The following is a 14,220-nucleotide window of genomic DNA, read 5'->3' as shown; positions in this document are numbered from 1 at the left end:
CTAAGGTTCTGAGATTCTAAGTTTTTTTCTAAATAAAAAAGGGCACAAAGTAAAACTTTGAACCCTTTTTTTAAATCTTAGAAACTTAGTATCTTAGAACCTTAGCAACTTTAGTTAATGCTATTCAACATCTCCGCAATCTCATCTAATCTTGGAGTCAAGATGATTTCGATTCTTCGGTTTTTAGCTTTTCCTTCCGGAGTCGCATTGCTTGCCAGAGGAGAAAATTCACTTCTTCCTGCTGCTGTTAGTTTTTGTTTATTGATTTTTGGGTTTTCGCTTAAAATAGCAACAATTGCAGTTGCTCTTTTTGTAGATAAATCCCAGTTGTTTGCAATTGGTCCTGAACCTGCGTACGGATCGTCGTCTGTATGTCCTTCGATAAGAACAGAAAGATCTGGATTGTCACCTAAAACTTTTCCAAGTTCTACAACTGCTCTTCTACCTTCTGCACCAACAGCCCAGCTTCCAGAATTGAAAAGCAATTTGTTTTCCATAGAAACATATACTTTTCCGTTTTTATGTTCTACAGTCAAACCTTTACCTTCAAAACCAGTTAACGCTTTAGATAAAGTTTCTTTCAGTTTACGCATTGCTTCTTCTTTAGCAGCAATCATATCTTCTAATTCTTTTAAACGATTTGCTGTTTTGTCTAAACGGGCTTGTTCTTCTGCAAGAGCTTTACCTTTTGCTTCTAATTGTGCTAACAATTCGCGGTTTTTAGCCAAGTTTTTCTCTAATGCATCGTTACTGTTTTTCTCTAACGCATTATACGAATCTTGTAAAACTTTATATTTATTTTGAGCCGCCGCTAAATCTGCTTTTTGTTTTGCCAAATCATCATTAGCACTTGCTAAATCTTTAGTCAGTTTATCGCGATCGACTTCTAACTGATTCTTTGCTTTCTTTAAATTTTCATTTTCATCAGCAATAGAACGACTTTCTTTCTTCAAATCTGAGTATTTGGTTTCTAAATCATTGTAAATTTTCTTAGAAACACATGACGTTGTGGACAAAGCTAATGCTAGTAATCCGATGGAGGCTTTTTTAATCATCTTTAATTGATTTTATTTAGGCGTTTAATCTTTTAAACTTCGTAAAAAACCAATCCTAGAAATTTTGCAAATTCTAAGCATTGATTTTAAACCGAGATACTCTCAACAAGAACAATACCAAAAATTAGTCAATTTCGACTAAAATCGGACAATGATCTGAATGCATAGCGTCTGGTAGTATAACAGCTCTTTTTAGCCTGTTTTCTAAAACATTGCTAACTAAATTATAATCGATACGCCAGCCTTTATTATTTCCTCTCGCTCCTGCACGGTAACTCCACCATGAATAATGATGTGGTTCTTTGTTAAAATGACGGAAACTGTCGATAAAACCAGATTTCATAAAAGCATCTAACCAAGCGCGTTCTGCTGGAAGAAATCCAGAAACCGTTTTGTTACGAACCGGATCATGAATATCTATTGCTTCGTGACAGATATTATAATCTCCGCAAATAATCAGATTCGGAATCGTAATTTTCAATTCATTGATATAATTTTGAAAATCATCCATAAACATAAATTTATGGTCCAATCTTTCAATATTTGTCCCAGACGGAAGATACAAACTCATTACAGAAACATCGTCAAAATCTGCACGAAGATTTCTTCCCTCAAAATCCATATGATGAATTCCTGTTCCGTAAACAATATTATTTGGCTTTGTTTTCGAAAGAATAGCTACTCCGCTGTATCCTTTTTTGGTTGCAGGATAGTAATATTGAAACGGATAACCCGCGGCAGTAATATCGTCTACAGGAATTTGATCTTGTGTAGCTTTTATTTCCTGAAGACAGATAACATCAGGATTTGCTTGTTGCAGCCACTCGATAAACCCTTTGTTTATTGCTGCTCTAATTCCGTTTACATTATAAGAAATAATTTTCATCAGTGATTTTTTTAGGATTTCAAATGTAATAAAAAAGTGCAAAGTTTATCTTGGAAACAATGAAAAGTAGACTTTTTTGTTATCTTTGTTCGCTGTTCTAATAATTTAAAAGTAGTACATGGGTTTAGTTACCGCGAAAGAAGTTGCAAAGGCAATAAATGTTGAAAAGTACGGGGTTCTCGGTACTTTTTCTGGCTGGATTCTTATGAAGGTTCTTAAGATCTCGACCCTTAATAAAATTTACGATCGTAATAAACATTTGACAGACCTTGACTTTTTGAATGGAATTTTGGACGAAATGGAAATTAAGTTCGAAATCCCTGAAGAAGATTTAAAGCGTTTGCCAAAAGATGGTGCGTATATTACCATTTCAAATCATCCGCTAGGTGGAATTGATGGGATTTTGCTTTTGAAATTAATGCTTGAAAGAGAGCCAAATTTCAAAATCATTGCCAATTTTCTGTTACACAGAATTGTTCCAATGAAAAAATACATTATGCCAGTTAATCCTTTTGAAAATCATAAGGATGCAAAATCGAGCGTGATTGGAATTAAAGAAACATTACGTCATTTAAGCGACGGAAAACCTTTGGGAATTTTTCCCGCTGGTGAAGTTTCAACTTACAAAGACGGCAAATTAGTAGTTGACAAACCTTGGGAAGAAGGCGCGCTGAAATTAATCAGAAAAGCAAAAGTTCCTGTTGTTCCAATTTACTTTCATGCTAAAAACAGTAAATTGTTTTACTGGCTTTCTAAAATTGACGACACTTTACGCACAGCGAAATTACCTTCTGAGCTATTAACTCAGAAAGATCGTGTAATTAAAGTTCGTATTGGAAAACCAATTTCTGTAAGCGAGCAAAACGAAATCGAATCTTTCGAAGAATATTCAGAATTCTTGAGAAAGAAAACCTACATGCTTGCCAATCCTTTTGAAAAAGACACGAAACTGATTGACACAGCAAGTTTAAAAATACCAAAAGCGCCTAAAAAAATCGTTACTCCTGCAAACGAGTCAAAGCTTATTGACGAAGTTCAAGCGTTAAGAGATAGTGACAGCAGGTTTTTACAAAGTAAAAACTATGAAGTTTTCTTTGCAAGCGCAAAAGAAATTCCGAACATTTTACACGAAATAGGTCGTTTACGCGAAATTACTTTTCGTGAAGTTGGAGAAGGAACAAATGAATCTATTGATATAGATGAATACGATCAATATTATCACCATATGTTTTTATGGGATGATGAAACCAAAAAAATTGCTGGAGCATACCGTATGGGATTAGGTTCTGAAATCTATCCAAAATACGGAATTGAAGGTTTTTACTTGACTGATCTTTTCAGATTTGAACCAGAACTTCATGATATGATGCACAAATCGATCGAAATGGGACGTGCATTTATCGTAAAAGAATATCAGCAAAAACCAATGCCTTTGTTCTTATTATGGAAAGGTATTATTCACACCACTTTGCGTCATCCAGAACACAAATATTTGGTTGGAGGTGTAAGTATCAGTAATCAATTTTCAGATTTCTCTAAATCATTAATGATTGAGTTTATGAAATCAAATTATTACGATCCGTATATCGCACAATATATCCACCCTAAAAAAGCATATAAAGTCAAACTAAAAGATGCTGATAAAGATTTTATTTTTGACGAAGCAGAATCTGATTTAAATAAGTTTGACAAAATTATTGACGAATTGGAACCAGGAAATTTACGTTTGCCTGTTTTAATTAAAAAATACATCAAACAAAACGCAAGAGTAGTTGCTTTTAATGTTGACCCGTTATTTAATAATGCAATTGATGGTTTAATGTACATTAGAATTGCAGATATTCCTGAAAGCACCATGAAACCTGTAATTGAAGAGTTTCAGATTGAATTGGAAAAGAAACTATCTGAGAAAGAAGATTAATAAAAAGAAAAGCCGTTTCAGTTGAAACGGCTTTTCTTGTATCATTAAAATTAGAAAACCTTACTCTTTTCCAATTTCACTAATATCTTCTAATTGATTCTTAGGATCTGCACCATATTGGTTTGATCCTTTTTCACCTTCTATACAACATAAATATAAGTTATAAAATGGAATGAGGATATACCACCATTCTTTACCAACATCGTGCATTCTTCTAACCGCAACAGCAATTCCAGGCACTAAAACTGCTAAGCTATAAATATTCGCAATAATCACTAAACTTGGCGAAATTAATCCAGCAATAAAACCAAGAACAAAACTGATGATTAAGTTTACTAAAAAGAACATCCAATATTCTTGTCTTCTTGCTCTTCCATTAAAATTTGCGTAGTTTTCAAAAACCACCTTTTTGTACATTTCTAACATAATAAAATCTATTAATTTTCCCCTACTCTTTTGGATTTTCGGCTCCTCCATTATTTTTTCAATAAGGAGCAAGATTACCTACTATTGATTTAATTTTCAGGACATAAAAGCCAAAATTGTATTAAAAAAAGACATATTAAAACAAAAAAAATCCCATTCATTTCTGAATGGGATTTTAGCTAATATATTTTGTATTTCTTTTAAAACCAGCCTCGCTGACCAATTTGATAAGTTTGATAAAATTCCTCATCACTCTTGGTTAGATATATAATACCCTCTATAATTCCGATTATACCACCAATTCCGAACATTAACCCTAAAATCAGCTGAATTATACCTTCTCTTGTATAACCTAAATAAAATTTATGAATACCTAAATATCCTAGCAAGATAGCTAGAATTCCAGCCACTACTTTTTTATTTTCTTCTTGATAACGTGGATTATTCCAATCTTCTCTTTTTGTATTTTCCATAATCTTAATTTTTATTATTTCTTAAAATAGTACTCGAACAAAAAAACTGATTCGTGAATAAAACCAGTTTATACATTATTAAAACCAAATTGATTGGTGCAGAATATCATCAAAAGAATTATTTTTTACAAAGAAAATCAGTCTTATAAAATGATAAACGCCTAAAAAAATAGCTAGTCCGTATGCCAGCCTTCTATTATACAAAAGTCCTGTAAAGTATTCTCTTTTGGTAATAAGCTCTAATGTAAGCACCAAAACAGTCACCACACAAAATGCAATGACAAATGGACCTAAAACATGATAGCTGATTGATTTGTATAAATCTCCTTGATAGAAATAAACCAAAGATTTTGTGATCCCGCATCCTGGGCAAGGAAATCCTGTCAGCATTTTAAAAGGGCAAAAAGACTGATCAGTTTCTAAATGGTCATTATGATTATCAAGCATTAAAAAAAACGGAACTATCAGTGTAATTAATGCACCGATAATTCCGTAAATTTTACGTCTTGTTTGCGTATTAGTTATATAATCTGTTGATATCACCTTGAACGATCATTGCAGCCGCAATAGGAAAAAAGAATCCTAAAACAATTAGTAAAGTAGATTGATCTTTTTGAAGTTCACCAGTTTTCTCATATACTTTTGGTAATGCTTCTTTACCTGCTAAGTAATAGAAATAAATATTAACTGGCATACAACAACCTGCAAAAATTGCAATTGGTTGCGAGATAACTTCTTTTTTTGCCACAGCATTAAAAACTTCAGCTACTTTAATATTCCAATAAATCAAATACAATCCGCATGTTAAAAATCCAAAAAGCAATACCATAATTGGGTCTACTTTAAATACCGGGATTGGTTCTTCAAAATTATTCGATGTTTGTTGTAATTCCATCTTTTTCCTTATAAAATTCGTTAATTCCTACTCTTTGGATTTTCGGCTTCTCCAAACCCCTAAAAGAACTTATTTAGATTGATTCTTTTGAAATTCGGAAACAATATTATTAAAAATTAGCAAATAAAACTAATCTTGCCAAATAAAATTTACAGGAAAAAACTCGTTATTAAATTCTAAAGGCTGTAGGCTATTATTTGTTGTAAACCGCTTTAATTTTATCTACAATAACCTGAGCCAATCGTTCATGACTTTCAAATGTCCAACCCGCAATATGAGGCGTTAATAACACATTTTTTGCCTGCATAAGATACTGAAGTGCTTCTGGCGTGCTGTTATCTTGAAAAAGGGTTTCAAACGACAACTTTTCGTATTCCAAAACATCTAAACCTGCACCCAAAATCTTTTTCGATTTCATAGCCTCAACCAAATCTGTTGTAACAATGTTTTTACCACGTGAAGTATTTATAATCCAAAAAGGCTTTTTAAACGCATTTATAAAGCCACTATCGACCATTTTATTTGTTTCTGGTGTCCAAGGAAGGTGCAAACTTAAAACATCTGTTTTTTCGCGTAATTCTTCTAGAGAAACTTGTTTGGCATTTTCGTCTCCAACATTATCCAAAATATCATAACAAAGAACTTCTGTATCAAAACCTCTCAGTTTTTTAGCAAAAGCCTTACCCATGTTTCCGTAACCGATAATTCCCACTGTCTTTAAATCCAACTCGTGGCCACGATTGCTCTCTCTATTCCAATGTCCAGCTTTCACTTCAGCATCAGCCTGATTTAAATTATTGAATAAAGATAAAATCACGCCAAGCGAATGTTCTGCAACAGCGTTGCGATTTCCTTCTGGAGCGGCAATAAGATGAATTCCTTTTGCAGAAGCATACTCACAATCAATACTTTCTAGACCTGCGCCAACTCTCGCAATAAATTGCAACTTTGTTGCAGCATCTAAAAATGTCTTGTCAATCTTGAAACGGCTTCTAATTACTACGCCATTGTAATCATGAATTTTAGTTTCGATTTCTTCTTTTGAAGATTTAAAATCGGCGTGATTTTCGAAACCAGCTTCTTCCAATTGATTCCAAAGAATTGGATTATTGCTGTCGATATGAAGAATTTTTATGCTCATTTTTTACTGAATTTTATAAATACAAAAATACGGGAAATATAACCTCATAAAGTCGTAAGAGATAATTTAAAACCAAAAAAACCTGAAAAAACCTTATCTGTTCAAGGCTTCATGGCAAATACTTTTTTATTGCGCGGTTTTTTTTTTAACTTTGAAAGAATAAGGATTTTTCAAATCCATCATATAAATCTTCAGAAAATCTTCCCAATGAAATTAACCAAGACTTTTAAAGCCTTTTTTGAAAACGAAAAATCGGGAGGGATTATCTTGCTATTTGTCACGATTTTATCTCTTTATCTTGCCAACTCTTCTATTCAAGTTCCATATGTTGCTTTTTGGGAGAAAGAAATTTCGGGGCACTCTATAACGCACTGGATTAATGATGGATTAATGACAATCTTTTTTCTTTTGATCGGATTAGAACTGGAACGCGAAATTTATCATGGCGAATTATCCAACATTAAGAATGCTTCACTGCCAATTATGGCCGCTTTTGGCGGAATGCTTGTTCCTGCAGCAATTTTTTTGGCATTAAACTATGGAACAACTACACAAAACGGAGCCGGAATTCCGATGGCAACCGATATTGCCTTTGCAATCGGGATTTTATCGCTCCTTGGCAATAAAGTTCCTACTTCTTTAAAAGTTTTTTTAACTGCTTTGGCTGTAATTGACGATTTAGGAGCAATTATCGTGATTGCCATTTTTTACACGACATCAATCTCTTTTTTAAATCTTGGAATTGCTCTTGGGATCTGGTGTTTACTTTTTGTTTTAAACCGAATGAAAATTCACAATCTAATTCCATATTTGATCGGTGGAGCAATAATGTGGTATTTTATGCTTAATTCTGGAGTTCACGCAACCATAACTGGTGTGATTTTAGCGTTTGTTATTCCGTTTGGAGATGGTGGCGAAAAAACATCTTCATATAGGCTACAGCACTTTTTACATAGGCCAGTTGCTTTTTTCATTTTGCCGTTGTTTGCAATTGCAAATACTGCTTTAACAATTTCAGACAATTGGCACGAAGGTCTTAGTCATGTTAATACTTACGGAATTATTTTGGGGCTTGTAGTTGGAAAACCTCTTGGAATTTTGCTTTTCTCCTCAGTAGGTGTAACTTCGGGTTTATGCATTTTACCGAAAAACTTGAAATGGGCGCACATTTTAGGAGCAGGAATGTTAGGCGGAATTGGTTTTACTATGTCAATTTTCATAACAGTTTTAGCATTCAAAAACCCTGAAATTGTCGTTTTTTCTAAAATAGCCATTCTGATTGCTTCCTTCTTAGCAGGATTAATGGGATTCGTTTATTTAAAATATACATTAAACAGAAAGTAAATTTCGAATGTTTTAAATTCTAATTACTGAGTTTAACTGATGAAAAGAATTAGACAAATACTTGCAATATCAATATCTCTCATAATATTGCTTGTTGGTATTATTCTCTATCAAGTCATAACATATAAACCTCCGATTTCAGATTTTTACAATCAGACTCCTACTTTACTATTTTGTGGAAATGCATATTCAAAAGGAAATCCAGGAAATGGAAAAGAAATCTTTAATTCTAATTGTGCCGCTTGCCATAAACTAGATTCCAAGAGTACTGGACCTGCACTTCGTAATATAGACTCATTGGTTTTTATAAAATGGATGTTAAGGAAAAACTATAAAATCGATATCTTGAAGATTGAAAAGTTTGGAATTGATTATCACACAACAACATTTAAAGATGTTATCAATGAAGAAAATCTTCCCGACTTAATTGATTATTGTTCAGGAGTACGGTATTGAACCTCAAAACAAAAAAATCCAAATTCCCGTTTAAACTTGGAATTTGGATTTTTCAAATATTGGAATTTCTTTAAAACTAACCTTTGATCTGTTTTAAAGAAGTTTTAATTCCTTTAATTAATGATGAGCTGAAACCATTGTGTTCCATTTCATTTAAACCGACAATCGTACAGCCTTGAGGCGTCGTTACACGATCGATCAATTGTTCTGGATGCACTCGTTCTTCTAAAAGCATTTTTGCAGCTCCTTTTACCGTTTGTGCTGCAATTGCTAAAGCAGTGTTAGAATCAAAACCGATTTCGATTCCCGCTTGCATAGAGGCACGAATATAACGCAATGCATAAGCTGTTCCGCAAGCACCTAAAACTGTTGCCGCGTCCATCAATTTTTCGTCGATCACAGGAGCTGTTCCTAAATCTTGAAATAAATCTACAATTGGAGTAGCATTTTCTTTATATTTTTCTGGAAAAGAAATACAAGTTGCCGATTCTCCAAATTGCGCCGCTATATTTGGCATAATGCGCACTACAGGATATTCGTAGTTTGTTTTGGTTTGAAAAACATCCAAAGACAATCCGCTTACTGCAGAAGCAATTGTTTTGTTTTTAATAACTGGCAAAATCTCAGCCAAAACAATATCTACCTGATACGGTTTTATGGTTAAAATTATAACATCAGCTTCCTGAATGTTGTGTTTATTATCGTTTGAAACCGTAATGCCATATTCTGATAAATATTGAATACTTGCAGTGTTTCTTCTAGTGACAGTAACTTGGTTGTTTTTCGAGAATTTAGCAATCCCTAAGGCAATAGAAACCCCAAGGTTTCCTCCTCCAATAATGTGTACTTTCATTTTGGTTTGGCTTTAATTTATTTCTGGTTGGTAAACAGCATTTTCCGCTTGCAAATTACGCAGATTTTAGAGATTTTAAATCACTGCAAACTGCTAATTTGTGGCAAAAATCTAGAATTCAAGAATCAGATCTAGCTATTTTTTTAGAAACAAATAGATTATTTTAAAGCAACTTTCCTTTTAAAAGCAAAGAAGCAATTGTAAAATAGATTACTAATCCAGTTACATCTACTAAAGTAGCTACAAAAGGTGCCGATGAAGTTGCGGGGTCTAGCCTAAGTTTCTTTAATAAAAACGGAATCATCGAGCCAGACAAAGTTCCCCATAAAACGATAAACACCAATGAAAGCGATACGGCAAGACCAATTGTAAGCCAATGTTCTCCATATTCATAAAGCCCAGTTTGCTGCCAAATAAATATTCTGATAAAACCGACAATCCCTAAAATGGCACCCAATAAGAAACCCGAAGCGATTTCTTTTTTCATTACATACCACCAATCTTTTAGCGTTAACTCTTTTAGAGCCATTGCACGAATAATAAGAGTTGCAGCTTGTGATCCTGAATTTCCTCCACTCGATATAATAAGCGGAACAAATAATGCCAAAACAACAGCTTTTTCGATTTCTCCTTCAAAAAATCCCATTGCCGAAGCAGTGAACATTTCTCCAATAAAAAGAACAACAAGCCATGTCGCTCTTTTCTTAACCATCTCTACAAGTCGTGTTTGCACATATGGCAATTCTAAGGCTTCTAATCCCCCGAATTTCTGAATATCTTCGGTATCTCTTTTCTCGATGTCTTCCTTAATGACATCGATAATATCATCAATTGTAATGCGACCAACCAAGCGTCCTAATTCGTCAACAACTGGAATTGCCTCTAAATCATATTTCTCCATTAAACGCGCAACATCAACATCTGGCGTTTCAACATTTACATAATTTAATTTTCTAATGTAAATATCCGAGATTTGTGTTTTGGTCGAAGTAGTCAATAAATCTTTAAGTGATAATCTTCCTTTTAAACGATTTTCATCATCAACTACATATATAGAATGAACTCTGGAAACATTTTCTGCCTGAATTCGCATTTCTTTGACACAGGTTAAAACATTCCAGTTTTCATTTACCTTCACTAATTCTTTATGCATTATACCTCCAGCGGTATCTTCATCGTATCGAAGTAAATCTACGATGCTTTTTGCGTGCTCAACATCCTGAAGTTCTGAGATAACTTCAGCTTTACGATCTTTTGAAAGTTCACCAATAATATCTGCCGCATCATTGGTTTCAAGCTCATCAAGTTCTTCCGCAATTTCTTTTGGAGAAAGTCGGCTTAAGATTTTTTCACGTAAATCATCGTCTAATTCAAGTAGAATTTCGGCGGTTTTTTCACTGTCTAAAACTTTGAAAATATAAGTTGCATCATCAATTTCTACTTCATCAAGAATTTCGGCGAAATCTGCATGGTGAATATCATTTAGCAAGATTTCAAGCTCCTTATTATTTTTTGCCTGAATAAGTTGAGCAATCTGTTTGATTAATTCTTTACTGATTTTGAACTCCATTGGCTTCTATTTTTTGAGTTAGTTCAATAAATTCATCTACGCTAAGCTGCTCCGGACGTTTATCAAAGATAGTGTCTTCTCGCAAATTGTCTGATAAATTTAATGTTTTCAAACTGTTACGTAATGTTTTTCGTCTCTGCTGAAAAGCCGTTTTTACAACTGTAAAAAATAACTTTTCGCTACAAGGAAGGTTATAATCTTCCTTTCGGGTCATTCTCATCACACCCGATTTCACCTTGGGCGGAGGAATAAAAACGTTTTCATCAACCGTAAACAGATACTCTGTATTATAGAAAGCCTGAGCTAAAACTGATAATATTCCGTAGGTTTTTGAGCCTTTCTTTTCGCAGATGCGCTCAGCTACTTCTTTCTGAAACATTCCAGAAAACTCTGGAATCTGATGTTTAAGATCTAAAGTTCTAAAAACAATCTGAGAAGAAATATTATAAGGAAAGTTACCTATTATGGCAAACTGTTTATTTTCGTAAACTTCATTTATGTTATACTTCAGGAAATCCTGAGAGATAATCTTATTCTTTAATTTCGGATAATTGGCATCCAAATACGCTACAGATTCGGTATCGATTTCAATAACGTGTGTATTAATTGGTTTTTCGAGCAAATACTTAGTAAGCACACCCATTCCTGGTCCTATTTCTAAAACCTCCTCATATCCTTTAAAAGTCAAAGTATCTGCAATAGCTTTTGCTATACTTTCGTCTTTAAGAAAGTGCTGTCCTAAATGTTTTTTGGCTTTTACTTTTTCCATTTCATTTCTTGTTTGCCACGAGGCTGCAAAAGTATTCTTTTTGTTGTAAAGGCACTAAGAAGCAAAGCTTTATTTTTGTTTTTTTTGCAAGAAAGTCTCAAAGACGGCAAGTTTTTATGCTTTTTTCTCAATTATAAACCAAAAACTGAGAGCCGAGACCGAGAATTAAAAATTTAATGCTCCGAAATAACCTCTAATTCTGTTCTGAAAGAAAGCATTTTGTCTGCAAATAGACTTAAAGCTTCTCTATGAAATTCTGGTTCATCTTCGATATAAAATTTCTCCAAAGTTTCCTTACTGTCTGTTATATACTGTACAGAATATGTAATTCCGCCCATTTCTTCTTCAACCAAAACTTTTACAATTCGTGCAGAAGAAAATTTTTCAGTTGCTAGAATTTCGGGTATGTGTTTTTCCTGCATCCATTTTAACCATTGGTCATGAACGCTTTCGTGTATGTTTGTGGTAACGTTATAAATAATCATTTCTTTTCTAATCTAAGGTTCTGAGATGTTAAGATTCTAAGGTTCTGAGTTTTTTTCTCTTGATTCTTAAATCTTTTCAAATCATCATTTTACTAATTTTTCTTGTTTAATCGTTTATTCGGTTAATCGATTAACCGAATAAACGATTAAACCGAACTATAAATTCTTATCTCCTCTTAACTCGCGGTATTTTTTTCTGGCATCGACAAAATAAATACTGTCTTGATGGTTAAAAATTACCTTTTCATATAAAGGTTTTGCCTTTTCTGGATCTTTTAATTCATCGTTATAAATTTCAGCCGAGAAAAACAGCGCTTCGTCTACATAAATTCCGTCGCTGTGATTGTCAATAATTTGCTGATATTGGCTTAAAGCCGAAGCAAAATCTTTCTGACTTTCATAAACTTTGCCTAAACGCAATAAAGTTACCGCTTCAATTTCTTGCCCTTTATACGTTTTTAGAATATTTTGAAATTGCGCTATCGCTTCTTGCTTTTTATTCTGATAAATTAAAAAATCTCCTTTTGCAAACTGTTTCAGCGCCACTTGAGTCGAATCTGCTGCGGTATTATCATTAATTAACAGAAAATATTCTAAAGCATCATTGGCGATCAATTGTGTGTTTGCGGCTTTTAATTCTTTAAACTGTTTATTTGCCCATTCAAAATCACCTTTGTAATAACTTGTTTTTGCCGCTTTCAAACTGGCTTCGTGCGCCATTACATCATTCTTTAAATCCAATTGAATCTGCGAATAATAAATAAGCGCCTGATTGTATTTTTCTTCCAAAAGCAAAATATCCGCCAACTCCATTTTTGCATCGGCTTTTTGATATTCGTTTAAATTCAATTCCAAAGCCTTTTTCATTACAGCTTTCCCCTCTTCTGTTTTTTTCAAATTAAAAGCCAGAAAATGAGCTTGAATGATTTGCAAAGATAAGGTAAAAGGATTTATTTCGTAAGTTGCCAACAATTGCTGCAGTTCTTGACTGATTGCTGGATAATCTTTTTCCTGCGCTTTATCGATCTTTATTTGCATTAAACTCGCATTACTTTGAATCAGCAAATCACGGTCTTTAGTATTTTGAAGAATGAAATTTAGAATTTCTTCTGCCGTATCATTGTCTCCTTCATTCAATGCAAACTGACTTAAATTGACAATGCTCATCAACGATTCTGGTTCGCGTTTATAAATGGCTTTTTCTTGAATGAATGCTTTTCCGAATTCTTTTTGCTGCACATAAAACCAGCTTAAGTAATGATTCCAGAAAACATCTTGATCTTTCTGAGTTTTTAAGATTAATGCTTTTCGCATGGCATCTTTAAAAGCGGTATTATCAGTTTCTCCATTCATGAATCGAGAAAGTTGCGTCTGAATCAAATTAGTATTCTGCGGATTTGTGAAAGATTCTGTCAATAACAAATCAATCATCAAATCGGTTTTTCCTAACTGACCATACAGCATTCCGATTTGGAAATTGAAATTAAAGTTGGGCTGAACTTGCATTGCAGTCTGATAGGCTTTTAAAGCATATTCTAGCAATACTTTTTTCTCAAATGAACTTGCAATTCCGTAAACATCATTCGGACTTGTTTTTATTTTCTCGATTGCCTGTTCGTAGTAATTTTTGGCTTTCGAATCGTTTTTCTGCAATTGAAAGTTGTATCCCATTTCAACTAAAAAAACACCTTGCTTATAGCGATTAAAACGATCTTGAATTGCTTTTTCGGCGTTTGCAAATTGCTGCAATTGCTGATAACAATCGATCGTTCTTAAAAAGTACTGAGTATTAGATGGCGCAGCTCGCAAAAGCTCTTCATAACTAATTTTCGCTTTATCAAAATCTCCTTTGTCGTAATAGTATTGAGCCAACTGCTCGTTTTGTCCAAACGCAAAACCAGAACATAACAAAACGATACCCATCAATATGTTTTTCATACTGCCTT

Annotated in this window: 14 protein-coding genes and 1 pseudogene; 3 read left to right on the top strand and 12 right to left on the bottom strand. The window is 33.6% G+C overall.

The window, feature by feature from the left end:
• Positions 1 to 110: 110 nt before the first annotated feature.
• Both JC605_RS05435 and JC605_RS05430 read right to left on the bottom strand, forming a co-directional pair.
• Complete coding sequence (locus tag JC605_RS05435; protein WP_198855221.1) at positions 111 to 1,055, bottom strand: OmpA family protein; 945 nt, start codon at positions 1,053 to 1,055, stop codon at positions 111 to 113.
• A gap of 124 nt (positions 1,056 to 1,179) precedes the next feature.
• Positions 1,180 to 1,941, bottom strand: a complete 762-nt coding sequence (locus JC605_RS05430) for an exodeoxyribonuclease III (protein ID WP_198855220.1) — start codon at positions 1,939 to 1,941, stop codon at positions 1,180 to 1,182.
• A 118-nt stretch (positions 1,942 to 2,059) separates the two neighbouring features.
• Here JC605_RS05430 and JC605_RS05425 point away from each other — a divergent pair, with 118 nt between their 5' ends.
• Complete coding sequence (locus tag JC605_RS05425) at positions 2,060 to 3,862, top strand: lysophospholipid acyltransferase family protein (protein ID WP_198855219.1); 1,803 nt, start codon at positions 2,060 to 2,062, stop codon at positions 3,860 to 3,862.
• A gap of 60 nt (positions 3,863 to 3,922) precedes the next feature.
• Here JC605_RS05425 and JC605_RS05420 read toward each other — a convergent pair whose 3' ends face one another.
• From JC605_RS05420 to JC605_RS05400, 5 genes are all read right to left on the bottom strand, one after another.
• Positions 3,923 to 4,288 carry a DUF805 domain-containing protein gene (locus JC605_RS05420; protein ID WP_198855218.1) on the bottom strand — a complete coding sequence of 122 codons (366 nt, stop codon included), beginning with the start codon at positions 4,286 to 4,288 and terminating at the stop codon, positions 3,923 to 3,925.
• A 200-nt stretch (positions 4,289 to 4,488) separates the two neighbouring features.
• Positions 4,489 to 4,761, bottom strand: a complete 273-nt coding sequence (locus JC605_RS05415; protein ID WP_198855217.1) for a TM2 domain-containing protein — start codon at positions 4,759 to 4,761, stop codon at positions 4,489 to 4,491.
• A gap of 78 nt (positions 4,762 to 4,839) precedes the next feature.
• Entirely contained in the window at positions 4,840 to 5,304 is a 465-nt protein-coding gene (locus JC605_RS05410) for a DUF2752 domain-containing protein (protein WP_198855216.1), read from the bottom strand.
• Positions 5,279 to 5,656 carry a DUF4234 domain-containing protein gene (locus tag JC605_RS05405; protein WP_198855215.1) on the bottom strand — a complete coding sequence of 126 codons (378 nt, stop codon included), beginning with the start codon at positions 5,654 to 5,656 and terminating at the stop codon, positions 5,279 to 5,281. Before JC605_RS05405 ends, JC605_RS05410 begins: the two co-directional genes overlap by 26 nt.
• 193 nt (positions 5,657 to 5,849) lie before the next feature.
• A complete protein-coding gene (locus JC605_RS05400; RefSeq protein ID WP_198855214.1) occupies positions 5,850 to 6,797 on the bottom strand; it encodes a 2-hydroxyacid dehydrogenase in 948 nt (315 codons plus the stop codon).
• Positions 6,798 to 7,004: 207 nt separating this feature from the next.
• On the opposite strand from JC605_RS05400, the gene nhaA reads away from it, so the two are divergent.
• A complete protein-coding gene (gene nhaA, locus JC605_RS05395) occupies positions 7,005 to 8,141 on the top strand; it encodes a Na+/H+ antiporter NhaA (protein ID WP_198855213.1) in 1,137 nt (378 codons plus the stop codon).
• 210 nt (positions 8,142 to 8,351) lie between these two features.
• Positions 8,352 to 8,597 (top strand): annotated as a pseudogene (locus tag JC605_RS23890) (cytochrome c); the annotation flags it as partial.
• Between the two features lie 76 nt (positions 8,598 to 8,673).
• Here the strand turns inward: JC605_RS23890 and proC are convergent.
• From proC to JC605_RS05365, 5 genes are all read right to left on the bottom strand, one after another.
• On the bottom strand, positions 8,674 to 9,450 hold the full coding sequence (proC, locus tag JC605_RS05385) for a pyrroline-5-carboxylate reductase (RefSeq protein WP_198855211.1): 777 nt from the start codon (positions 9,448 to 9,450) through the stop codon (positions 8,674 to 8,676).
• Between the two features lie 163 nt (positions 9,451 to 9,613).
• Positions 9,614 to 11,020: a magnesium transporter gene (gene mgtE / locus JC605_RS05380; protein ID WP_198855210.1), complete on the bottom strand. Its 1,407-nt coding sequence runs from the start codon at positions 11,018 to 11,020 to the stop codon at positions 9,614 to 9,616.
• Positions 11,001 to 11,789, bottom strand: a complete 789-nt coding sequence (gene rsmA / locus JC605_RS05375; RefSeq protein WP_198855209.1) for a 16S rRNA (adenine(1518)-N(6)/adenine(1519)-N(6))-dimethyltransferase RsmA — start codon at positions 11,787 to 11,789, stop codon at positions 11,001 to 11,003. The genes mgtE and rsmA overlap by 20 nt, the downstream gene beginning before the upstream one ends.
• A 173-nt stretch (positions 11,790 to 11,962) precedes the next feature.
• On the bottom strand, positions 11,963 to 12,274 hold the full coding sequence (locus JC605_RS05370) for a DUF4286 family protein (RefSeq protein WP_198855208.1): 312 nt from the start codon (positions 12,272 to 12,274) through the stop codon (positions 11,963 to 11,965).
• A gap of 156 nt (positions 12,275 to 12,430) precedes the next feature.
• Entirely contained in the window at positions 12,431 to 14,212 is a 1,782-nt protein-coding gene (locus tag JC605_RS05365; protein ID WP_198855207.1) for a tetratricopeptide repeat protein, read from the bottom strand.
• Between the last annotated feature and the right edge of the window lie 8 nt (positions 14,213 to 14,220).

This window comes from Flavobacterium sp. IB48 (assembly GCF_016405855.1).
In the GTDB taxonomy this organism is placed as follows: Bacteria; Bacteroidota; Bacteroidia; order Flavobacteriales; family Flavobacteriaceae; genus Flavobacterium; species Flavobacterium ginsengisoli.
This window is presented reverse-complemented; position numbering and strand designations above follow the sequence as displayed.